This window comes from Saccharopolyspora dendranthemae, assembly GCF_007829955.1.
Lineage (GTDB): Bacteria > Actinomycetota > Actinomycetes > Mycobacteriales > Pseudonocardiaceae > Saccharopolyspora > Saccharopolyspora dendranthemae.
On record NZ_VIWX01000002.1, the window covers coordinates 893,201 to 913,339 of the forward strand.

A 20,139-nucleotide genomic window follows, 5' to 3' on the forward strand; every position below is an offset into this window, starting at 1 on the left:
CCGCGACCGGCTGCGTCACTTGACGGCGCCCGCTGTCAGCCCCTGCGCGAGGTAGCGCTGCAACGCCAGGAAACCGATGACCACCGGGATGCTGACCACCAAGGAGGCGGCCATCACCTCGTTCCAGTAGACCGAGGTCTCGGTGGAGTACTCGCGCAGCCCGACCGCCAGCGTCCGCGAGTCGGAGTCGGTCATGATCGACGCGAAGAGCGTTTCGCCCCAGGCCGTCATGAACGCGTAGATGCCGACCGCGGCGATGCCCGGACGCGCCGCGGGCAGCACGACCCGCCACAGCGCACCCAGCGGGCTGGCACCGTCGATCAGCGCGGCCTCGTCGAGATCGCGCGGAATGGTGTCGAAGTAGCCGACCATCATCCAGATCGCGAACGGCAGCGAGAAGGTGAGGTAGGTGACGATCAGCCCGAGGTGGCTGCCGTAGAGCTCGATCCCGGTGTAGCGCCCGATCGTCGCGTAGATCAGGTACAGCGGCAGCAGGAACAGGATGCCCGGGAACATCTGCGTGGACAGCACCACGATCCGGAAGCCGTCGCGGCCCCGGAACCGGTACCTGCTCACCGCGTAGGCCGCCAGGATCGCCAGCGCCAGCGATACCAGCGCGGCTCCCAGCGCCACGATCGCGCTGTTGATGAAGTAGTCCGCCAGGTCGATCGTCGACCACATGTCCACGAAGGGCTCGAAGGTGAGCTCGTCGGGGATCCACTGGAACCGGTCCCGCACGGACCCCAGCGGCTTCAGGGCCGAGGTCACCATCACGTACAGCGGCACCAGGGTGAACAACGTCAGCAGCGTCAGGCCCACGACCCGCAGGACGCGGAACCACCTCGGCTCAGGCATCCTTCATCCTCCGCGATGTGAAGGCCAGGTACCCGGCCGTGACGACCAGCAGGAACAGCAGCAGCAACGTCGACATCGCCGAGCCGAGACCGAAGTTCCAGGTGATGAACGAGTTGTTGTAGATGTGGATCGACAGCAGGTTCGCCGCGTTCGGCACGGACTTGTCGAACAGGATGTAGGGAACGTTGAAGTCGTTGAACGTCCACAGGAACAGCACCAGCACGAGCACCTGGTTCACCGGGCGCAGCATCGGCAGCGTGATCGAGCGGAACTGCTGCCACAGCCCCGCACCGTCCACGGTGGCCGATTCGTAGACGTCGTGCGGGATCGACTGCATCCCCGCCATCAGCACCAGGAACGCGAACGGCCACAACCGCCACGTCGCCGTCGCCACCGTCGCCAGGAACGCGTTGTCGCCCAGCAGCCAGAACGTCTGGCCGTCGGTGAGGCCCAGTCCGCCCAGCGTCGCGTTGACCATGCCGTCGTCCTGGTCCAGCAGGAACTTCCAGATCATCGCCGCGGTGTAGACCGGCAGCGCGTAGGGCACCAGGAACAGGGTGCGCAGCACCGCGCGGCCTCGGAACGACCGCTGCAAAAGGGTCGCCGCGAAGACCCCGAGCAGCCAGGAGAGCCCGACCGTGAGGATCGAGAAGCCGGCCGTCACCGCGAACGAGCGCAGCAGCGTGACGCCCACGGCGCTGTCGAAGTCCAGCGCGAACCGGAAGTTCGCGAGCCCGGCCAGCGGCGCGTTCAACCAGTCCCGCAGGTAGAACTGGGTCAGCTCCAGCACGCTCATGTACAGGCCGCCGAGCATCGGCAGCAGGTGGACCAGCAGCTCGAAGCACAGCGCCGGGGCGACCAGGAGGTAGGGCAGGAGCTTCCGGCTCGGCGTCCACCTGCGCCGCGGTGGTGTCGGAGGTGGTGCCGTCGGCCGGGCGGGGGAGGGGGCAGCGGTACTGGTCATCCTCCGGTACCTCGCATCTTCTGCTCGGCGTCGGCCAGCGCCGCCCGCACGTCATCGGTGGTGACCTGGCGGCCCGTGGCGATCTCGGCGAACAGGTCGCGCATCGCCGAACCCACCGTGGTCTCGAAGTGCGCCTCGGTCGGGATCATCGGCGCGGGCTCGGAGTAGTGGGCCAGCACGTCGGAGAAGACCTCGTCGCGCTCGGTGTGGAACGCGGGGTCGTCGTAGGCGTCGGTGACCACCGGCAGCGTCCCGTACTTCTTGTTCAGGGAGGCTTGGATGTCCTTGCTGGTCAGGAACTCCACGAGCTCCAGCGCCTGTTCGCGCTTGGGGCTGTCGGCGAACACCGCGACGTTCGAGCCCGCCACGTGGCTCAGCGCGGGCGTCCCGCCCGGTGGCAGCGGGTCGGGTGCGGGAAGTCGCACCACGCCGTAGGCGTCGGAGGACATCCCGTTGTCCTCCAGCGTGGGGATCACGCTGTTCTGCGCGATGAGCATCGCGGCCTCGCCGTCGGTGAAGTCCTCGGCGGCGCTGGAGGTGTTGCCCTCCTCGGCGTCGCTGGGACTGACCACCTTCTGCGTCGACATCAGGTCCAGGTAGCGCTTGACCGCGGAAACCGCGCCGGGGGAGTCGAACTCCGGCCCGTTCTCGGTGATCAGGTCGACGCCCTCCCAGCGCGCGAACATGAAGGCGAAGTGGGAGTTCTCGGTGTAGCTGGCGCCCGGCAGGGTCAGTCCCCAGCGGTTGCGTGCGGGATCGGTGAGCCGCTTGGCCACGTCGGTGAACTCGTCCCAGGTGCGGGGTGGCGCCAGCCCGGCTTCGGCGAAGAGCTTCTTGTTGTAGAACACGCCGTAGCTCAGCCCGTACAGCGGCAGCGAGGTCGGGACCTGACCTGCCATGCCCGTCGAGGACATGCTGCTGTCCAGGAACCGCTCGCGGCCGCCGAAGCGCTGCATCATGGTGTCGTCGAACGGCACGAACGCGCCGGTGGCCTGCAGCGACGCGGCCCAGGTGTTGCCCAGGTTCACCACGTCGGGGCCGACTCCGGAAGTCGCCGCGCCCAGGATCCGGTTGAGCAGATCGGACCAGCCGATGACCTCGAGGTTCACCTGGATGCCCGTCTGAGCGGTGAACTGCGCCAGTTCGTCGTGCAGGATCTCCATGTCCTGCTCGGCGCTCTTGCCCTGGTTGCTGGCCCAGTAGGTGATCGTGTTCGGGTCGTCGGCCGAGCCCGCGCATCCCGTCAGCGTCCCGGCGAGCAGGGCCGCGATCAGCGACACCGCCGCGAGTGAGCGTTTGATCACGAAACGACTCCTCGGCCTCGTCGGACCCGTCGTTGGGTCCGCCGCTCAAACTAGGGACTTAACCGGTTAAGCAGAAGAGTCGGGCGTTTCGGCGTGACCGATTCGTTACTCGGGGTGTTCGCGGGCTGCTCCGGTCGGCGCAGCGGTCACCCGGAGGCCGCAGCCGTGCTCGCGCGGGCGATCAGCTTCCTGGGCTGCAGGCGCGAATCGTCGGCGACGCCCGTCTCGATGAGTTCCAGCAGCATCAGCGCCGCGCTCGCCGCCGCCGCGCCCACGTCGTGCGAGAACGCGGTGATGGCAGGGCGAACCACCCGGCACAGCATGGAGTCGTCCCACGCCAGAACCGAGAGCTCGGCAGGCACCCGCACTCCGAGCTCCTCGGCCCTGGCCACCGAGGCGACCGCCATCACGTCGTTGTCGAAGATGATGGCCGTCGGCGGCTCGGGCGCGTCCAGCAGCCGCGCGGTGGCGGCCACGCCTCCGCTCTCGGTGTAGTCACCGCGGTCGGGCACCAGCGTCACCCCGGAGAACTCCGCCGCCGCCCGGCGCAGTTCGCGCTTCCGGCGAGCCGTGTGCCGCAGCTCCTCCGGGCCTTGCACGTGGCCGATCCGGCGGTGGCCCAGGGCGGCCAGGTGCCCGATGGCGCTGTCGGCGATGTCGTGCTCGTCGACCCACAGCACCGGAATCCCGGCCATCGGCCGCTCGGTCCCGAAGAACACCGCCGGAACCCGCAACTCCCGCAGCAGCGCGGGTCTCGGATCCTGCACGCGCAGGTCCGTCAGCAGCACCCCGTCCACCCGGCGCTCCGCCCACCACCGGCGGTAGGTCTCCAGCTCCGTGGCCGGATCGGAGGCCAGCGCCAGCTGCAGCGAGAACCCGTGCGCTGACAGGGTCTGTTCCAGCCCGGCGACCACCTGCATGAAGAACGGCTCGGTGCGCAGCACCTCCGGCGATCGCGCGAGCACCACTCCCACGGTGGCGGCCCGGTCGCTCGACAACGCCCGGGCCGCACTGCTCGCGCGCCAGCCGAGGTCCGCGGCCACGTCCAGGATCCGGTCCCGCGTCTCCGGCGACACCCCGCCGCGACCGTTCAACGCGTAGGAGACGGCGGCCTTGGACACGCCCACCTCGCGCGCGATGTCGATGATCGTCGGTCGCTTCACGCGTCACACCTCCGTTCGCGGGCCCTCGCCTGATCCGGCGAACACCCGCGAAGTATGCAGGTCCGCACGCGCGGGACGCGAAAACGGGCTCCGCGCCCGCTGATCCGGAGAGACGCAGCGGTAGCATCCGGTCAACCCGATCGCCGACGCTTCCGACGGGACGACATGACCGATCCCGACACGCCGCCCGCGGAGCCCGCCTCCGCGGACTTCCCGTGGTTCGAGCGCACCAGGGTCTTCGTGGTCGAAGGCGAGGTGCTGGCTTCCGCCCACCAACCGGCGGAGCCCGACGACGATCGCTTGGTGCCGCGCCGTTCGACCTGCTAGAGCTCGAAGCAGGATCGGGCGAGCGGAGGGATTGACCGGTGAGCGCAGGGGATTTCGAGGGCTTGGCGGCCGTGGTCACCGGGGGAGGCTCCGGGATCGGCTTGGCCGTGGCGCGGACGCTGGCGGGCCGCGGTGCGAAGGTCGCGGCGCTGGACCTGGACCCGGCCGCGGTCCCCGACGGGATCCTCGGACTCAAGTGCGACGTCAGCGACGAGGACGCGGTGCGCGAGGCGGTGGAGCGGGCCGTCGAGCAGTGCGGCGGCCTGGACGTGCTGGTCAACAACGCGGGCATCGGCGCGCAGGGCACGGTGGAAACCAACTCCTACGACGAGTGGCGACGGGTCTTCGACGTCAACGTCCTCGGCATCGTGCGCACGACCCGGGCCGCCTTGCCACACCTGCGGAGGTCGAGGTCGGCCTCGATCGTCAACACCTGCTCCATCGCGGCGACCGCGGGCCTGCCCGACCGCGCGGCCTACAGCGCGAGCAAAGGCGCCGTGCTGTCGTTGACGCAGGCGATGGCCGCCGATCACCTGGCCGAGGGGATCCGGGTCAACTGCGTGAACCCGGGAACCGCCGACACGCCGTGGGTTCGCCGGCTGCTGTCGTCCGCGTCCGATCCGGACGCGGAGTTGAGCGCGCTCAACGCACGCCAGCCCTCGGGCCGGCTGGTCTCCGCTGATGAGGTGGCCGCCGCGGTGGCCTACCTGGCGAGTTCCGCCGCGGGCGCCACCACCGGAACGTCGCTGGCGGTGGACGGCGGCATGCAGGGCCTCCGGTTGCGGAGGTGAACGCGCTGGGCGGCTCCGGTGTGCGGGTGAGCGCACTGGGATTCGGCGGGGCGGTGATCGGGAACCTCTACCGCGCGGTGCCGGAAGACGTGGCGTCGCAGGCGGTGGCGGCGGCCTGGGACGCCGGGATCCGCTACTTCGACACCGCACCCCACTACGGGCTCGGGCTGGCGGAACGACGGCTCGGCCGGGTGCTCGCCGGACGTCCCAGGCACGAGTTCTCGGTGTCGACGAAGGTCGGCAGGATGCTGGAACCGGTCGCGAATCCCAGCGGGAAGCGCGACGTGGCGGGCGGTTTCGACGTTCCGGCGGACTTCGCGCGGCGGTGGGACTTCAGCGCTGACGGCGTCCGGCGCTCCCTGGAGTCCAGTGCGGACAGGATGGGGCTCGACCGGATCGATCTCGTGCTGCTGCACGACCCGGACGAGCACTGGGAGCAGGTCCTCGACGAGGCGTACCCGGCTCTGCACGCGCTGCGCGCGCAGGGCGTGATCGGTGCGATCGGCGTGGGCATGAACCAGTGGCCGATGCTGCGCCGCTTCGTGACCGACACCGACGTCGACGCCGTGATGCTGGCCGGGCGCTACACGCTGCTGGACGACTCCGGCGAGCCGCTGCTGGCGGAGTGCGAGCGGCGCGGTGTGTCGGTGCTGGCGGCCGGGGTGTTCAACGGCGGGTTGCTGGCGACCGACGACCCGGAGGGCAACGCGGTCTACGACTACCGTCCGGCCTCGACGGAGCTGGTGGCCAGAGCCCAGCGGTTGGTGGAGATCTGCCACCGCCACGGCGTTGCGCTGCCGCAGGCCGCGATCGCCCACGCCGCGCGGCACCCGGCCGTGGCCTCGGTGGTGCTCGGAGCCCGCACACCGGAGGAGGTCCGCCGCAACGCCGAGCTGTTCCGCGCACCGGTGCCGGACGCCCTGTGGGCCGACCTGGCGTCGGCCGGGAGCTGACCGATCAGAATTCGATGACCAGCCGGCCGCGGGTGCCACCGGCTTCGAGCCGCCGGTGGGTCTCGGCACCCCGCTCGGCCGGGTAGGTGTCCGCGACCCGCAAGGTCAGCGCGCCTGCCTCGACCTGCTGCCGCAGGCGGTCGAGCTCGCCGCGCTCCTGCCAGTAGTCGGCGACGAGCACCGGGTGGTACCGGATTCCGCGCGGGGCCTCCGCGGTGAAGAACCTGACGGTGGCGATGCCGCCGCCGTCGCGCACGGCGGGTTCGACCTGGTCGTTGAGGACCGCCGCGTCCACGACGGCGTCGACTCCGTCCGGCGCGATCTCGCGGATGCGGGTGACGACGTCCTCGCCCCGCTCGACGACCTCGTCGGCGCCGAGCGAGGTCACCAGATCGCGATCGTCGGCCTTGGCGTCGGCGATCACCCGGAGGCCGTCGGCCTTGGCGAGTTGGATGACGTAGCCGCCGAGAGCTCCGGCGGCACCGGTCACGGCGAGGAGGCTTCCGGGTGGGAGGGCCAGCTGGTCGAGCGCCAGCCGTGCCGTGAGCCCGTTCATCGGCAGCGTCGCCGCTGCGGCGTGCCCGGCGCCGGCCGGGGCGCGGGCGACCGACGCCGCGGGCAGCACCAGGCTCTCCGAGTAGGCGCCGTGCCGACCGGACGGGATGACGATGGCCATCACGTCGTCGCCCACCCGCAGGTCGGTGTCGGTTCCCTCGCCGATCTCGTCGAGGACGCCGGCGGCGTCCATGCCCGGCACGTAGGGCGGTGCGTGCTCGCGGTACCGATCGGGGAACCAGCCCGCGCGACCGGCGGTGTCGGTCGGGTTGACCGCCGCCGCCCGCACCCGGACCCGCACCTCGCCGGGACCGGCGTGCTGCTCCGGCACCTCGTGGACGCTCAGGACTTCCGGACCGCCGAACTCGGCGAAACCCACCACGCGCATGGTGATCACAACCTGGCCCGGCCGCTCGTTATTCCGGGGCGTCAGCTCGGTCGCGTCGACGTGAGCGGCGCGGGCCCGGTTAAGGTCGTGCCCATGCGCAAGTTCCAGCAGGTCGACGTCTTCACCGACACCCCTTACTACGGCAACCCGGTCGCGGTGGTGCTCGACGCGGAGGGTCTCTCGGACGAGCAGATGCAGCGCTTCGCCGCGTGGACGAACCTGTCGGAGACGACCTTCGTGCTTCCTCCGGTCTCGGCGGGTGCCGACTACCAGGTGCGGATCTTCACCCCGTCCTCCGAGCTCCCGTTCGCCGGGCACCCGACGCTGGGCACCTGTCACGCGTGGCAAGCGATGCACGGGCAGCGCGAGACGACGGTCCAGGAGTGCGCAGCCGGGCTGGTCACGGTGCGGCGCACGGCCGAGGGGCTGGCCTTCGCGGCTCCGCCGCTGCTGCGCTCCGGACCGGTGGAACCGGACCTGCTGGAGCGCATCGCCACGGCGTTGGGGGTCGCGGTCGACGAGATCGTGGACGCGCAGTGGGCGGACAACGGCCCGGGCTGGGTCGCCGTGCTGCTCGCCGACGCCGACGCGGTGCTCGCGCTGGACCCGGGGTTCCGGGACGCGCTGCACATCGGCGTCGCCGGCCCGCACCCGGAGGGCGGTCCGGCCCGCTACGAGGTCCGCGCGTTCGCGCCGCTGGGAGGGGGTGGCTGCGTCGAGGACCCGGTCACCGGCAGCCTCAACGCCTCCCTCGCCCAATGGCTGCTGAGCTCCGGCCGGACGACGGCCCCCTACACCGCGCGGCAGGGGACCGCGCTCGGCCGCTCCGGTCAGGTCCGCATCGACACCGACGAGCAGGACCGGATCTGGGTCGGAGGCAGCACCGTCACCTGCGTCGACGGCACCGTGGCGATCTGAAGTGCCGCTGCGGGTGACTGCGCTGTACGGGTGACGCGACGCTTTTCGACTGAGGCCCCGGAACTGCCCTGCGATGCTGCGTGCCATCGGGGGCAACACCATCGTGGGGGAGATCGAGAATGGCGGAGAAGTTTGCGGACGGGCCGGGCGCCGGGCGAGGAACCGGACGTCCGGACAGCTCGACGACGTGACACCGAACCTGTCGCAGGTGGGGAAGTCGACCACCGTGATGCGCCGATCGTTGCTGGGCGCCGGTGTGCTCGCGGCCGTGCTGGTCGCGGGCGCCCTGGTGTGGTGGTGGCTGGCGCAGCCCGGCGAGCAGCGGCGGGAGGTGTCGTCGGCCGAGCTCGTCGACGTCCCACCGCCTGCCGTTGCGGGTCTCCGGGCCTCGGGAGCGGTGGATCCGGGTCCGCTGCCCTCGGACTGGGGCGCGCAGCAGCAGGCGACCGCCACGTGGCAGCGCGGTGACGGGGTCGAGATCGACCACACCGTCCGCCGTTACGCCTCGGCGCGGTGGGCGGGCTGGGCGTTCGGGCGGGTCGACCCCCGTGGTGGTGAGGGGTTCGACGAGACCCCGCAGCGCTTCCCGCAGCGGCCACCGGCCGGTGCTGACGAGGTGCGGTACGTGTGCGGTGAGATCACGGGCAGGCCGGGGACCTGCGACAGCTGGTGGGTCGACCTGCGGTACGGCCAGTACCTGGTGCAGGTGCAGGGCACGGACGTGCCCGGCCCGGACCAGGAGATCCCGCCCTGGATCGACCAGCAGGTCGCGGTGATCGACGAGGAGTTCACCGCCGCGGCTCCCCGCCCCTGAAGCTGGTGGGGGAGTGGCTGCGGGTGGCGAACTCTGAGCGCCTCCGCGCGCGGCTCCTGATGTGTGCCCGCCGTCCCTCGCGCTCAGCGGCCTTCGATCAGGACGGCGAGGCCGTCGATGATGCGCTGGAGCCCGAACTCGTAGGCGTGCTCGGGGTTGTGCGCGGCTTGGAGCTCGGTGCCCGCGGCCGAACCGATGCGGGCGGCGTGGGGGTACTCGCCAGGATCGAAGACCTCCGCCAGCAGTGGTTCGTGGGCGCGCCACCACTGCTCGTCGGTGGTGGCGCTGTCGCGCTGCGCCGCCTCGGCCTGGGCGCGGGCGAGCTCGGCGGAGTGGACGAAGTCGAGCACCAGCGTGAGCGCCGAGTCGATGCGCAGGTCTTCCAGCCCGACGTCGAGGAACGCTCCCAGCTCGTGCTCGTACTTGGCCATCAGGCCCGGCCCCAGGGGAGGACGGCTCGTGGAGACCCGCAACGTCCACGGGTGCCGCCGGTAGAGCGCGCGGTTCTGCGCCGCGACCGCCGCGACGCGCTCCCGCCACGGCAGGCCTTCCAGCGGTTCTCGCGGCATCCGCTGGTAGATGCCGTCGAGCATGAGGTCCAGGAGCTCGGCCTTGCCGGGCACGTAGGTGTACATCGACATCGTGGACACCTCGAGCCGCTCGGCGACCCGGCGCATCGTCACCGCTGCCAGGCCGTCGGCGTCGGCCAGCGCGATCGCGGCGTCCACGACCTGGTCGATGCTCAGACCCTTGCGCGGGCCGCGCTGCGGTGCCCGTTCGCCGAGCTTGTGCCGCCACAGCAGGGCAAGCGTCTTGCCGGGGTCTCCGGCGCTGCTCCGCTCAACCATCACGAACCACCTCCGTACTGTGTACACTGTACCTCGTACGGAAAAATTCGCAGAAGGGGGTTCGGGATGCGGATCAATGCTGCGGCGGTGTCGCTCAACGTCGAGGACGTGGCGGCCTCCAGCCGGTTCCTGGTGGAGCACTTCGGTTTCGACGAGGCGATGGCCGCCGACGGCTTCGCCTCGCTGACCCGGGAGGACTCCGGGACCAGCGTGGTGTTCCTGCGGCGGGGCCTGGCCTCGCTGCCCGAGGACCAGCGCGACGACCACGCCGCCGGGGTGATCCTGGCGTTCGAGGTCGACGATCTGGAGGGCGAGCTCGCGCGTCTCCGGGCGGAAGGGGTCGCGATCACCATGCCGCTCACGTCCGAGGAGTGGGGCGAGCGCGCCTTCCAGGTTCGCGACCCCAACGGCGTGATCGTCCAGCTCGTCGACTGGAACGGCTGAGGGGTCCTCCGCTCCCGCTCCGGCCTCGACGTGCGCGGGTCCGGAGCGGGAGGGCGTGGAGGGTGGCGGCGGCATATCCTCGCGGGCATGCAGCTAGATCTTTCGGGACGCACCGCGCTGATCACCGGTTCCACCCAGGGGATCGGGTACTCCATCGCTCAGGGGCTGGCCCGAGCCGGAGCTCGGGTCGCCCTCAACGGGCGCACTCCGGAGCGGGTCGACGAGGCCGTGCGCCAGCTCCAGCAGGACGTTCCCGGCGCGGACGCCGTCGCGGCGGCGGCCGACGTCACCAGCGAGTCCGGCACCGCGGACCTGGTCCGGGCACTGCCGCAGGTGGACGTGCTGATCAACAACCTCGGCATCTTCGGCGCCCAGCCGGCGATGGAGATCACCGACGACGACTGGCGCCGCTACTTCGAGGTCAACGTCCTCTCCGCGCTGCGCCTCACCCGCTCCTACCTGCCGGGGATGACGAGCGCGGGGTGGGGCCGCGTCCAATACATCGCCAGCGACTCGGCGGTGGTCATCCCGGCCGAGATGATCCACTACGGGATGTCGAAGACCGCGCTGCTGGCGGCCTCGCGCGGGTTCGCCAAGGAGGCCGCCGGAACCGGGGTGACCGTGAACTCGGTGATCGCCGGCCCGACCCACACCGGTGGTGTGGAGAAGTTCGTCTACGAGCTCGTCGACCCGTCGCTGCCGTGGGACCAGGCGCAGCGCCAGTTCATGCTCGAACACCGGCCGCAGTCGCTGCTGCAGCGGCTGATCGAGCCGGAGGAGATCGCGAACATGGTGGTCTACCTGAGTTCGCCGCTGGCCTCCGCCACCACGGGCGCCGCGGTGCGCGTCGACGGCGGGTACGTGGACTCCATCCTGCCCTGATCGCGCCGGCCGGGATCAGGGTTCGGCGAGCGCTCGTGAGATGGCGCGCCCACCGGCGCGCACGAGCGCGCTGAGCGAGCTCGGGGTGGCGCTGCCGTGTCGGACGACCAGCGAGACCGCGGCGACGACCTCGCCGCGGTGGTCGTGCACCGGCGCCGCCACCGAGAGCGCGTCGTCGGTGACCTGCCGGTCGCTGACCGAGTACCCGCACGCCCGGGTCTCGGCCAGCATTCGCCGCAGTGCCGCCGGATCGGTCACGGTCAGGTCGGTGAACCGCGGGATCTCCTCGCCCAGCACGTCGTCCTGGACCGCGCTGGGCGCGTGCGCCAGCAGCACCAGCCCGACTCCCGTCGCGGTCATCGCGAACCGCCCGCCCACGCGAGTGCGCACCGGAACGGCCCCGGTGCCCGCGATCCGTTCGACGAAGACCGCCTCGGTGCCCTCGCGGATCGCCAGCTGCACGTTCTCCCTGGTCACCGCCGAGAGGTCTTCCATGGTGGGCAGTGCGCGCTCGCGCAGCCCGAGACCCCGCGGTGCCAGCGCGGCCAGTTCCCACAGCCGCAGGCCGACCCGGTAGGCGCCGTCCTCGCCGCGCTCCAGCGCGCCCCAGGCCACGAGGTCGCCGAGCATCCGGTAGGCGGTCGATGTCGGAAGCCCCGCTTTGCGGGCGAGTTCGCTGAGCGACAGCGCCGTGCGCTCCGGCGAGAAGGCGTCGAGCAGGTGCAGCGTGCGGCGCACCACCGGGCCGGTCGCGCCGACCGGCCGTCCTCGCCGCTCGGCCATCACAGTCCGATCGTGCGTCGGAGGAATTCGTTGCCGAACTTCCCCGAGGGGTCGAAACGGCGTGCGAGAGAGCGGAAATCGGCCAGCTTCGGATACAGCAGGTCCAGGTCGGCCGGTTCGGTGGTGAACAGCTTGCCCCAGTGCGGGCGGCCGCCGAACGGCTCCAGCGCCGCTTCGATGTCCGGCAGCAGGCGCTGCACCGATTGCTGCTGCGGTCGCCAGGTGAAGTGGAAGGCCACCGAGTCGGAGGCGTGCGCGGGGCTCAGCCACAGGTCGTCGGCGGCGATGGTGCGCACCTCGCCGATGTGCAGCAGCGGCGCCATCTTGTCGGCGAGCGGTTGCAGCGCCGCCAATGCCGAGGCACCGTGCTCGGCGGGCACGAAGTACTCGCTCTGCAGCTCGTCGCCGTGGCTCGGCGTGAAGCCGGGCTTGAAGTGCGGCAGCCGCTCGTGCGACGCGCCTGCGACGCCCAGCTGCTCGGTGAGGTTGTCGATCGCGCTGCCGCGCAGCATGTGCGTGGGCACGTCGGCCGGGTGCGTGCCGTGCGGTGCGACCGGATCGTCCACGCCCACGCGGGCTTTCGCCCAGACCTGCACGACCTCGTCGAAATCGGTGAACACGCTGACGCTGTAGGCCGAGGAGGTGATCGCCTCGAACTCGCCCAGCAGCGAGTCCCAGCTCAGACCGAGGTGCACGGTCGTGGCGACGTCGAACGCCGGCTGGATCCGCAGTCCGATGCGGGTCACGATGCCCAATGCGCCGAGATGCACCACGGCACCGGCGAATTCGGGGTCCTCAGGACGCAGCCGGACGAGCTCGCCGTCGGCGCGGACGATGTCCAGCCCGGCCACCGCAGCGCTCAGCGAGCCGTTGCGCACCCCGGAACCGTGCGTGCCCGTGGCGGTCGCCCCGGCGATGGTGATGTGCGGCAGCGAAGCCAAGTTGTGCAACGCGTGACCGGAAGCGGCGAGCCGGGCGGCGAGTTCGCCGTAGCGCATGCCCGCCGGAACCCACGCGATGTCGCCGTCGATGTCGACGTCGCAGGGCAGCGAGTCCAACGAGAGGTGGTCCGCCGTGGTGTCGGCGATGTCGTTGAAGCAGTGGCGCGAGCCCAGCGCCTTGATCCCGTCGCTGTCGGAAACGATCCGCCGGAGCTCGTCGACGCTCGAAGGTCGGTGCGTCCGCTGCGCCCGGTAGGTGAGGTTCTTCGCCCAGTTCGTCGTGCCTGCCACCCGAAGACGTTAACCCGCGATGGCCCGGCAGCGGTACGGCCTTCCCGCCGCACCGCCGCCGGAGGTGCTCAGGCCGAGATGTTCGCGGTGAGCTTGGCGATCGCGGTCGTCAGCTGCTCGACGACCTCCGGGTCGTCGGCCGGGTGGGTCTCGGCGAAGCGGGTCATGGAGCCGGGAATGCTGAGCTTGATCTCGTCGACGATCGAAGCCCCGGCGATGCCCGCGGACTTGCGGGTCTCGTCCTGCGCCCAAACCCCGCCGTACTGGCCGAAGGCGGTGCCGATGACGGCGGTGGGCTTGCCGGACAGCGCGCTCGCGCCGAACGGACGGGACAACCAGTCGATCGCGTTCTTCAGCACGGCCGGGATGGTGCCGTTGTACTCGGGCGAGAACAGCAGGAACGCGTCGGACGAACCGGCGACCTCGCGCAGCCGGGTGGCGGCTGCGGGCACGTCGGCCTCGGTGTCGATGTCCTCGTTGTAGAAGGGCAGGTCGCCGAGACCGTCGAAGATCACGATCTCGGCATCGCTGGGGGCGAGGCTGCGCGCGGCCTCGGCGAGCTGACGGTTGTGCGAACCGGAGCGGAGGCTGCCGACGAGCGCGAGGATCTTGACGGACATTGGTATCTCTCCAGTTGAGGAGTACGGTGAAGGACAAGCGGACCGTGGTCCGGATGCATTTCTACCACGCAAGCGGACTGCGGTCCAGATAGCGGTGGGAGGCGTTACGCTGTGCGCATGGGTGCTGGCATGCCGCCGATCGAGCCGACCGGAGACGTCCTGAGCGGACCGGTCGAGCTGGAGGTGACGGCCTCGGACGGAAGCCGTCGACCGCGCGCCGATGCCGTCCGCAACCGGGCCAAGCTGCTCGACGCCGCGGCCCGGCTGATGAACGGCGGCTGCGGTGCGGCGAACCTGACCATGGACGCCGTCGCCGCCGAAGCCGAAGTCGGCAAGGGAACGGTCTTCCGCCGCTTCGGCGACCGCAACGGTCTGCTGCTGGCCCTGCTCGACCACGTAGAGCGGCGGCTGCAGGAAGCGTTCCTGTCCGGACCGCCACCGCTGGGTCCCGGCGCTCCGGCCATCGAGCGGCTGCGCGCGTTCGGGCCCGCCGTGATGCGCCACGAGCTCGACAACATGGAGCTCTACCTGGCCGCCCAGCCTCCGGTCGAGCGGCGCTACCAGGTGCCCGCGCGCGCCCTGCGCCGCAGTCACCTGACCATCCTGCTCCGCCAGACCGAGGCGACCACCGACATCGAGCTCGCCGCCGAGACGCTGCTGGCCTCGATCGACACCACCTTGCTGCACCACCTGGTGGAGCAGCGCGGGTTCGGCCGGTCCCGGCTCGACGCCGGCTGGCAGGACCTGGTGACCAGGCTCGCGACACCCCTGGCATGAGCTTCCGCTGAGCGGGAAGCGCGATTTGGCGAATCGGCGTTCGCGGTGCGAACCTCCGGCGGCTCATGCGTGAAGGGAGTCCGCCGGTGCACGACGCGCGATTCGAGTTGCCGCCCCCGGGGTTTCGCGGGAGTCCGCGATGAGCGCACTGCCCAGGCGCGGCTTCCTCGCCGCGGCCGGGCTGGGCGCGCTCGCCGGGATCGCGGGGTGCGCGCCCGGCGCGCACCGGCCGGTCGCCGCCACCTACCTGACCACGTCCTACGACGACCTGTACCCGGGCGTGGAGATGTTCCTGGGGAAGGCGCGCGAACTCGGCGGGTTCGACTTCGACGTGTTCCCCTCCGGGCAGCTTCTCGGCGCTGAGGAACTGGTCCCCGGCATGCTGCACGGCGTCGCCGACGTGGTCGTGCAGACCAGCTCCTACGTGTCCTCCAGCTTCCCGATCCTCGGCGCGCTCGAACTTCCCTTCACCGCGCACGACTTCGCGCGCTACCTGCGCGCGTGCGACCCCGCCAGCGGTGCGTCGCGGCTGATCAACGAGGAGCTCGGCAGGCAGAACATGCGCGTGCTCGGTGGCATGGCCACCGGGTTCGAATACCTCTGGACCATCGACAAGCCGATCCGCACTCCTGAGGACGTGCGGGGGCTGCGGATGCGCGTCGCGGGTGAGATCGAAGGCGAGACCGTCAAAGCGCTGGGCGGCGCACCGGTGTTCCTCGGATCGGCCGAGCTCTACCAGGCGTTGGAGCGCGGCACGATCGACGGGATGATGAGCTACCTGGGCACCGTGGTCTCGCGGGACCTGCAAGAGATCCTGCGCTACGGCACCGCCGCTCATTTCGGTGCGTACACCGTGGACGCCTACTGCCGCAGCGACTGGTACGACTCGCTGCCCGGGCAGCAGCGCGACGCCCTCGACGAAGCCGGCCGGGTGCTCTTCCGCGACGGGACGGCGAAGCTCATCGACGTGCACGAGCACGAATACCTGCCCGCCGTGCGGAAAGCCGGGGTCGAGCTGATCGAGCTCGACGAGGCGCGGCTGAGGCCGTTCCAGGACGCGGCGTCGTCCGTGCACCAGCGGTGGCGCGACCTGCTGGGCGACCCGGTCGCCGCGCAGCGGGCGCTCGATCTGATCCGCGAAGCCTGAGGAGCGCCGATGCTCGACCACCTCCGCCGCCTCGTGCTGATCGGAACCCGGTCCCTGGCCGTGCTCGCCATGGTCACCACCGGTCTGATGATGCTGTCCATCAGCTACGACGTCATCGCCCGCTACGCCTTCCGCGCGCCGACGGACTGGGCCTACCCGCTCAACTCCAGCGCCGTGCTGGCCGTGACGGTGCTGGCGATCCCGCACCTGTACGCCACCGGGCACCACATCTCGATGGACCTGGTGCACCGGTCGCTGCCGCCGAAGCTGCGGCGGGTCGCCGACGCGGTGACCGCGCTGGCCGCCGCGCTGCTCGGACTGGTGCTGGCGGTGACCGGCTTCCAGACCGTGCTGGTGTCCTACGGCCACGGACTCACCGGCTCCGGGACCTTCAGCGTTCCACTGTGGATACCGGATCTGATCCTCTGCGCCTCCGGCGCGTTCCTGCTGCTCGTCGCGGTGCTCTTCCCGCCGCACGCGGAGCCGGAGCTCGCCGCGACCGCTGCGGGCGCCGACCCCGCGCAGGACGGAGCGAACGCGTGATCCTCTCCCACGGACTGGTCGTCGCGCTGGCGGTCCTCCTGCTGCTGGTGCTCATCGCGATGCGCACGCCGATCTTCATCGCCCTGTCGGTGTCGGGCATCGCCGGTCTGCTGTGCCTCTCGGGGCCGGACGGCCTCAAGCTCGTCCCGCTGGCCATGGGTGCTCAGCTGCAGGAGTACGCGCTGGTGGCCGCGCCGCTCTACATCCTGCTCGGCGAAGCGCTGGCCGTGACCGGGCTCGGGCGCGACCTCTTCGGCGCTGCGCACCGCTGGTTCACCCGGGTTCCCGGCGGGCTCGGGGCCTCGGCGATCGCGTCCTCCACGCTGTTCGGCGCGATGTCGGGGGTCAGCATCTCCTCGGTGGCGCTGATCGGGAAGATGGCCGTGCCCGAGATGCTCTCGCGCGGGTACCGACCCGGCTTCGCGGCCGGCTCGGTGGCCGCTTCCGGGGCGCTGGCCATGCTCATCCCGCCGAGCCTGATGTTCATCCTCTACGCCTCGGTCACCGGTGAGAGCGTCGCCTCGCTGTTCGCCGGTGGCATCGTGCCGGGTCTGCTGCTGGCGACCCTGATGATCGGGTACGTCGTGGTGCGCGCCAAGCTCAACCCCGACAGCGCGCCGCGCGACGGCGAGCGCTTCAGCTGGCGGGAGCGGTGGGCGGCCATCGGCAAGATCACCCCGGCGCTGGTGCTCATCGTGCTGGTGCTCGGCTCGATCTACACCGGCTTCGCCACGCCCACCGAGGCGGCGGCGATCGGTGCGCTGCTGGCGTTCGCGATGACCGGGCTGGTGTACCGGAAGCTGGGCTGGCAGAACCTCAAGCTCATCTTCGCCTCCACCGCGACCGTCTCGGCGGCGATGCTGGCGATCGTCGGGTCGGCGTTCGTGTTCACCCAGATGCTCGTCGTGGCGCGGGTTCCCGAGTCGCTCACCGACTTCGTGGTGGGTCTGGACGTGCACCCCTACGTCGTGCTGATCGGGATCATGCTGGTGCTGATCCTGCTCGGATGCCTGGTGGACGCGGCGTCCCTGCTGCTGGTGGTGACGCCGATCCTGGTCCCGGCCATCGAGGAGCTCGGCTTCGACCCGCTGTGGTTCGGCGTGCTGCTGGTGGTGAACCTGGAGATGGCGGTGATCACGCCGCCGGTCGGTCTCAACCTCTACACGATGAAGTCGGTGGTCCCGGAGCTCGACCTCGGCGACATCTTCAGGGGGATCGCCCCCTACCTCGCGATCGAGTTCGCCCTGATCCTCCTCATGATCGCCGTACCGGGCACGGCCACCTACCTCCCCAGCCTCATCACCTGACCCGGCCAGTTCCGTCCTCTCGTCCCGACTTCCCAGTTTTAGTCCAAACCGAGCCATGATCATGTCCGAAATGTCGGCTCAGTTATGACTAAAACTGGGACCTGGTGCGTCGGTGCCGTTGCTTCAGGTGTGGGACTCAACCTGCACCGCCGCGGGTTCTCACACGCTGTCTGGCGAGTACGCCGCGACGCCGTGTATTGGCATACATCAGGAGTGGCGCACGGAGTCCAGACGGCGTGTGAGGTTCCGCCACCCGCACCGCCACGCAAAGTGATTCTGCAATGATCCCTAAAACTGGGAAATGCCGGGGACGTCTCGGTCAGAGCCAGGTTGGGCGGGCTGCTCCTCGGGGGAGGAGGACGTGGCGGTAGTGGCCCGGGGTGGCCGTCATGCGGACCTGGTCGGTGACGCCCTGGTAGTGCCCGAGAGGTGTGTCGGCGGTGAAGGTCTCGGGGTCCACGTAGCGGTGCTGCTCGCCGTGCCCGGCGGTGGCGGCCGCGTACTCGCGGTCGAAGACGCCCAGGCTGAGGATCCAGAGGGCGGCGCGGGTCAGCGAGACGTGGACTCGCCAGCTGCCGCCTTCGGTGGCGCGGCGGGCCAGCGCGCTGCTGATGCCCGCGGTCAGCAGCCACGACACGATGTAGTCGTTGACCACCAGGATCGGTGAGAGCCTGGGCTTGGTGCCGTCGCCCTCCAGGTGCATCATGCCGACGAGGCTGCCCGCCGTCTGGTCGAAACCGACGCGGTCGGCCCACGGTCCGGTCTCGCCGTTGAGCGTGGTGGTCGCGTGCACGATCCCGGGTCGCAGCTCCGCGGCCTCGGCCGGTGAGAGCCCGAGCTCGCCGAGGTAGCCGGGACGCCGGTTGGCGTAGAAGACGTCGGCGCCCGCCAGCAGGTCGGCGACGGTCTGCCGGTGCGTCCGGGGATCCACCGTCGCCGAGCGCACGCCCACGTTGGCGCTCATGTAGGCGCTCTCGTGCTCGAACTCGCCGGGACGCCAGAGGTTGAGCACGTCGGCACCGTGCAGCGCGAGCGCGCGACCGGTCCCGGCCCCGGCGATGACGTGCCCCATCCCCAGCGCGCGGAGGCCCGACAGCGGTTGCTCGGCGCCGGGTGCGAGCGGTTCGGGTTCGGCGTCGCCGATGCGCTCGATCTCCACCAGCGGCATCCCGGCGAAGTGCTCGGTGTACTGCTGTTCGGTGAGGATCTCCTCGGCGGTGCGCAGCATCGGCATCACCACGCCCGCCTCGACGCCGGCGTCCTCGAGGTCCCGGGCCTTCCACCGGCCGATGGCCGCCGCGACGGCCGCGGAGTCCTCCGGTGCGTTGAGCAGCCGCTGCGCACCGGCCTTGATCTTCGGGTACGGGTTGAGCGGCATCACCCAGCGGTCGTCGGCGGTGGGGTAGAAGCGGAAACCCAAGGCCTGGTTGGATTCCCCGCCGCCGGGGTAGCCGTTGAGCAGTTCCCACCTGCGGTCGTAGAACGGGCACAACCGGTGCGGCGCGGAACGCAGGTCGACCTCGATGTCCTGGCCCTCGCCTCCGCGCATCCGCCAGAGGTGCGCGAGGGCAGCGGACTTGGCGGCGAGGGTGATCGCGGCCGCGCCGCCCAGCCGCAGCGTGCTCGGCACGACCGGATCGGCGCCCAGGAAGCGGACCTGCCCGCCGGTGTCCGAGGGGCTCATCCCGATTCCGGCCAGGACGTCGGTGAACTCGGCGTGCGCGTCGAAGTCGTCGTCGGTTCGGGGTGTGGCCACCGCTGTGGTGATCCGGTCGGTCAGCGTCACGGTTCGCTCCCGTCGGGGACGTGGATGGACGTTCGGCCCGGTTGCTGCGGAAACTCGGAGGTGGCGAGGAAGATCTCGGCGCACCACTCGACGACCTCGGGTTCGGTGGCGTCCAGCTCGCCGTCGAGCCAGGTGGTCAGCGTCTGGGCGAGCCCGCCGACCAGGAACCCCGACAGCAGCTCCAGCCGGGTGCTGCCCTGCATGCCGTAGACCTGACGCGCCTGCGTCCCGAGCAGCTGGGTGAACAGCCGCGTCGACTCGGTCCGCCGGTGCACGAGCGGGGTGCCGGACAGGAAAGGCGAGAACAGCAGCCTGCCGCGTCGCGGATCGTCGGCGATCAGCCGCACGATCCTGGCCAGCCCGGTGCGCACCTTCCGCTCGGGTTCCTGCACCACGGCCACGGCGTCGAGCGCGGTGGTGGCGATTTCGTTGACCACGTGGTCGTAGACGGCGGTCGCCAGTTCGTCCCTGTCGGTGAAGCTCTCGTAGAAGTAGCGGTTGGCCAGTCCGGCCTGGCGGCAGACGCCGCGCACGGTCAGCGCCGCCTCGCCGTCGGGGGAGCCGAGCAGTTCCAGCCCGGACTCGATGAACAGGGCGCGACGCTCGGCCTGGCGGTCCGAGCCCGTCACGCCGCCGTAGACGCGCAGGGGAGTGGTGGCCACCGACCCATCTTGACATCTCGCGCGGCTACTCGTCTCATGTATGTGAGAACGATCGTTTCCAAAAAGTGCGCCGGGT

22 protein-coding genes are annotated in these 20,139 nt (G+C 70.7%); 11 read left to right on the top strand and 11 right to left on the bottom strand.

What is annotated here, in order from left to right; genetic code table 11:
• Positions 1–15 precede the first annotated feature (15 nt).
• From FHU35_RS12880 to FHU35_RS12895, 4 genes are all read right to left on the bottom strand, one after another.
• A complete protein-coding gene (locus FHU35_RS12880; RefSeq protein ID WP_145738936.1) occupies positions 16–855 on the bottom strand; it encodes a carbohydrate ABC transporter permease in 840 nt (279 codons plus the stop codon).
• Complete coding sequence (locus tag FHU35_RS12885; protein WP_145738938.1) at positions 848–1,819, bottom strand: carbohydrate ABC transporter permease; 972 nt, start codon at positions 1,817–1,819, stop codon at positions 848–850. Before FHU35_RS12885 ends, FHU35_RS12880 begins: the two co-directional genes overlap by 8 nt.
• Positions 1,816–3,123, bottom strand: coding sequence for an ABC transporter substrate-binding protein (locus tag FHU35_RS12890; protein WP_145738940.1), 1,308 nt, complete (start codon positions 3,121–3,123; stop codon positions 1,816–1,818). The genes FHU35_RS12885 and FHU35_RS12890 overlap by 4 nt, the downstream gene beginning before the upstream one ends.
• Positions 3,124–3,269: 146 nt before the next feature.
• A complete protein-coding gene (locus FHU35_RS12895; RefSeq protein WP_145738942.1) occupies positions 3,270–4,286 on the bottom strand; it encodes a LacI family DNA-binding transcriptional regulator in 1,017 nt (338 codons plus the stop codon).
• A gap of 165 nt (positions 4,287–4,451) precedes the next feature.
• On the opposite strand from FHU35_RS12895, the gene FHU35_RS29275 reads away from it, so the two are divergent.
• The 3 genes from FHU35_RS29275 to FHU35_RS12905 are packed head-to-tail and all read left to right on the top strand — an operon-like array spanning position 4,452 to position 6,357.
• The gene (locus FHU35_RS29275; protein WP_186459399.1) at positions 4,452–4,613 is read left to right on the top strand and encodes a hypothetical protein; all 162 of its coding nucleotides are present in this window, start codon (positions 4,452–4,454) and stop codon (positions 4,611–4,613) included.
• 38 nt (positions 4,614–4,651) lie between these two features.
• Complete coding sequence (locus tag FHU35_RS12900; protein ID WP_222429359.1) at positions 4,652–5,404, top strand: SDR family NAD(P)-dependent oxidoreductase; 753 nt, start codon at positions 4,652–4,654, stop codon at positions 5,402–5,404.
• On the top strand, positions 5,401–6,357 hold the full coding sequence (locus FHU35_RS12905; RefSeq protein WP_145738944.1) for an aldo/keto reductase: 957 nt from the start codon (positions 5,401–5,403) through the stop codon (positions 6,355–6,357). Before FHU35_RS12900 ends, FHU35_RS12905 begins: the two co-directional genes overlap by 4 nt.
• 4 nt (positions 6,358–6,361) lie before the next feature.
• Here the strand turns inward: FHU35_RS12905 and FHU35_RS12910 are convergent, their stop codons facing one another.
• Positions 6,362–7,300 (bottom strand): NADP-dependent oxidoreductase, encoded by a 939-nt coding sequence (locus FHU35_RS12910; RefSeq protein WP_145738946.1) that lies wholly within the window; start codon positions 7,298–7,300, stop codon positions 6,362–6,364.
• A gap of 93 nt (positions 7,301–7,393) precedes the next feature.
• On the opposite strand from FHU35_RS12910, the gene FHU35_RS12915 reads away from it, so the two are divergent.
• On the top strand, positions 7,394–8,218 hold the full coding sequence (locus FHU35_RS12915; RefSeq protein WP_145738948.1) for a PhzF family phenazine biosynthesis protein: 825 nt from the start codon (positions 7,394–7,396) through the stop codon (positions 8,216–8,218).
• A 208-nt stretch (positions 8,219–8,426) separates the two neighbouring features.
• A complete protein-coding gene (locus FHU35_RS12920; protein ID WP_145738950.1) occupies positions 8,427–9,032 on the top strand; it encodes a hypothetical protein in 606 nt (201 codons plus the stop codon).
• An 83-nt stretch (positions 9,033–9,115) separates the two neighbouring features.
• On the opposite strand, the gene FHU35_RS12925 is transcribed toward FHU35_RS12920, so the two are convergent.
• Positions 9,116–9,880, bottom strand: a complete 765-nt coding sequence (locus tag FHU35_RS12925) for a TetR/AcrR family transcriptional regulator C-terminal domain-containing protein (protein ID WP_186459400.1) — start codon at positions 9,878–9,880, stop codon at positions 9,116–9,118.
• Positions 9,881–9,946: 66 nt separating this feature from the next.
• On the opposite strand from FHU35_RS12925, the gene FHU35_RS12930 reads away from it, so the two are divergent.
• A complete protein-coding gene (locus FHU35_RS12930) occupies positions 9,947–10,324 on the top strand; it encodes a VOC family protein (protein WP_145738958.1) in 378 nt (125 codons plus the stop codon).
• Positions 10,325–10,411: 87 nt separating this feature from the next.
• On the top strand, positions 10,412–11,206 hold the full coding sequence (locus FHU35_RS12935; RefSeq protein ID WP_145738960.1) for an SDR family NAD(P)-dependent oxidoreductase: 795 nt from the start codon (positions 10,412–10,414) through the stop codon (positions 11,204–11,206).
• Between the two features lie 15 nt (positions 11,207–11,221).
• Here the strand turns inward: FHU35_RS12935 and FHU35_RS12940 are convergent, their stop codons facing one another.
• The 3 genes from FHU35_RS12940 to FHU35_RS12950 all read right to left on the bottom strand — a co-directional run bounded on the left by FHU35_RS12940 (position 11,222) and on the right by FHU35_RS12950 (position 13,841).
• Positions 11,222–11,989, bottom strand: a complete 768-nt coding sequence (locus FHU35_RS12940; RefSeq protein WP_145738963.1) for an IclR family transcriptional regulator — start codon at positions 11,987–11,989, stop codon at positions 11,222–11,224.
• Entirely contained in the window at positions 11,989–13,221 is a 1,233-nt protein-coding gene (locus FHU35_RS12945; protein WP_145738965.1) for a D-arabinono-1,4-lactone oxidase, read from the bottom strand. The genes FHU35_RS12940 and FHU35_RS12945 overlap by 1 nt, the downstream gene beginning before the upstream one ends.
• Positions 13,222–13,289: 68 nt before the next feature.
• Positions 13,290–13,841, bottom strand: a complete 552-nt coding sequence (locus tag FHU35_RS12950; protein WP_145738967.1) for an NADPH-dependent FMN reductase — start codon at positions 13,839–13,841, stop codon at positions 13,290–13,292.
• 117 nt (positions 13,842–13,958) lie between these two features.
• Here FHU35_RS12950 and FHU35_RS12955 point away from each other — a divergent pair, with 117 nt between their 5' ends.
• The 4 genes from FHU35_RS12955 to FHU35_RS12970 all read left to right on the top strand — a co-directional run bounded on the left by FHU35_RS12955 (position 13,959) and on the right by FHU35_RS12970 (position 17,615).
• Entirely contained in the window at positions 13,959–14,618 is a 660-nt protein-coding gene (locus FHU35_RS12955) for a TetR/AcrR family transcriptional regulator (protein WP_145738969.1), read from the top strand.
• A 139-nt stretch (positions 14,619–14,757) separates the two neighbouring features.
• Positions 14,758–15,765, top strand: coding sequence for a TRAP transporter substrate-binding protein (locus FHU35_RS12960; RefSeq protein WP_145738971.1), 1,008 nt, complete (start codon positions 14,758–14,760; stop codon positions 15,763–15,765).
• Positions 15,766–15,774: 9 nt separating this feature from the next.
• The gene (locus FHU35_RS12965) at positions 15,775–16,308 is read left to right on the top strand and encodes a TRAP transporter small permease (protein ID WP_145738973.1); all 534 of its coding nucleotides are present in this window, start codon (positions 15,775–15,777) and stop codon (positions 16,306–16,308) included.
• Positions 16,305–17,615 carry a TRAP transporter large permease gene (locus FHU35_RS12970; RefSeq protein WP_222429360.1) on the top strand — a complete coding sequence of 437 codons (1,311 nt, stop codon included), beginning with the start codon at positions 16,305–16,307 and terminating at the stop codon, positions 17,613–17,615. The genes FHU35_RS12965 and FHU35_RS12970 overlap by 4 nt, the downstream gene beginning before the upstream one ends.
• 319 nt (positions 17,616–17,934) lie before the next feature.
• On the opposite strand, the gene FHU35_RS12975 is transcribed toward FHU35_RS12970, so the two are convergent.
• Complete coding sequence (locus FHU35_RS12975) at positions 17,935–19,401, bottom strand: CoA transferase (protein ID WP_145738975.1); 1,467 nt, start codon at positions 19,399–19,401, stop codon at positions 17,935–17,937.
• On the bottom strand, positions 19,398–20,063 hold the full coding sequence (locus FHU35_RS12980) for a TetR/AcrR family transcriptional regulator (RefSeq protein ID WP_145738977.1): 666 nt from the start codon (positions 20,061–20,063) through the stop codon (positions 19,398–19,400). Before FHU35_RS12980 ends, FHU35_RS12975 begins: the two co-directional genes overlap by 4 nt.
• Positions 20,064–20,139: the final 76 nt, after the last annotated feature.

Coding starts and splice junctions, on each gene's coding strand:
- FHU35_RS12940 (WP_145738963.1), bottom strand. CDS start 11,989: ATGGCCGAGCGGCGAGGACGGCCGGTCGGCGCGACCGGCCCGGTGGTG.
- FHU35_RS12915 (WP_145738948.1), top strand. CDS start 7,394: ATGCGCAAGTTCCAGCAGGTCGACGTCTTCACCGACACCCCTTACTAC.
- FHU35_RS29275 (WP_186459399.1), top strand. CDS start 4,452: ATGACCGATCCCGACACGCCGCCCGCGGAGCCCGCCTCCGCGGACTTC.
- FHU35_RS12960 (WP_145738971.1), top strand. CDS start 14,758: ATGAGCGCACTGCCCAGGCGCGGCTTCCTCGCCGCGGCCGGGCTGGGC.
- FHU35_RS12925 (WP_186459400.1), bottom strand. CDS start 9,880: ATGGTTGAGCGGAGCAGCGCCGGAGACCCCGGCAAGACGCTTGCCCTG.
- FHU35_RS12910 (WP_145738946.1), bottom strand. CDS start 7,300: ATGCGCGTGGTGGGTTTCGCCGAGTTCGGCGGTCCGGAAGTCCTGAGC.
- FHU35_RS12965 (WP_145738973.1), top strand. CDS start 15,775: ATGCTCGACCACCTCCGCCGCCTCGTGCTGATCGGAACCCGGTCCCTG.
- FHU35_RS12950 (WP_145738967.1), bottom strand. CDS start 13,841: ATGTCCGTCAAGATCCTCGCGCTCGTCGGCAGCCTCCGCTCCGGTTCG.
- FHU35_RS12935 (WP_145738960.1), top strand. CDS start 10,412: ATGCAGCTAGATCTTTCGGGACGCACCGCGCTGATCACCGGTTCCACC.
- FHU35_RS12885 (WP_145738938.1), bottom strand. CDS start 1,819: ATGACCAGTACCGCTGCCCCCTCCCCCGCCCGGCCGACGGCACCACCT.
- FHU35_RS12880 (WP_145738936.1), bottom strand. CDS start 855: ATGCCTGAGCCGAGGTGGTTCCGCGTCCTGCGGGTCGTGGGCCTGACG.
- FHU35_RS12955 (WP_145738969.1), top strand. CDS start 13,959: ATGGGTGCTGGCATGCCGCCGATCGAGCCGACCGGAGACGTCCTGAGC.
- FHU35_RS12930 (WP_145738958.1), top strand. CDS start 9,947: ATGCGGATCAATGCTGCGGCGGTGTCGCTCAACGTCGAGGACGTGGCG.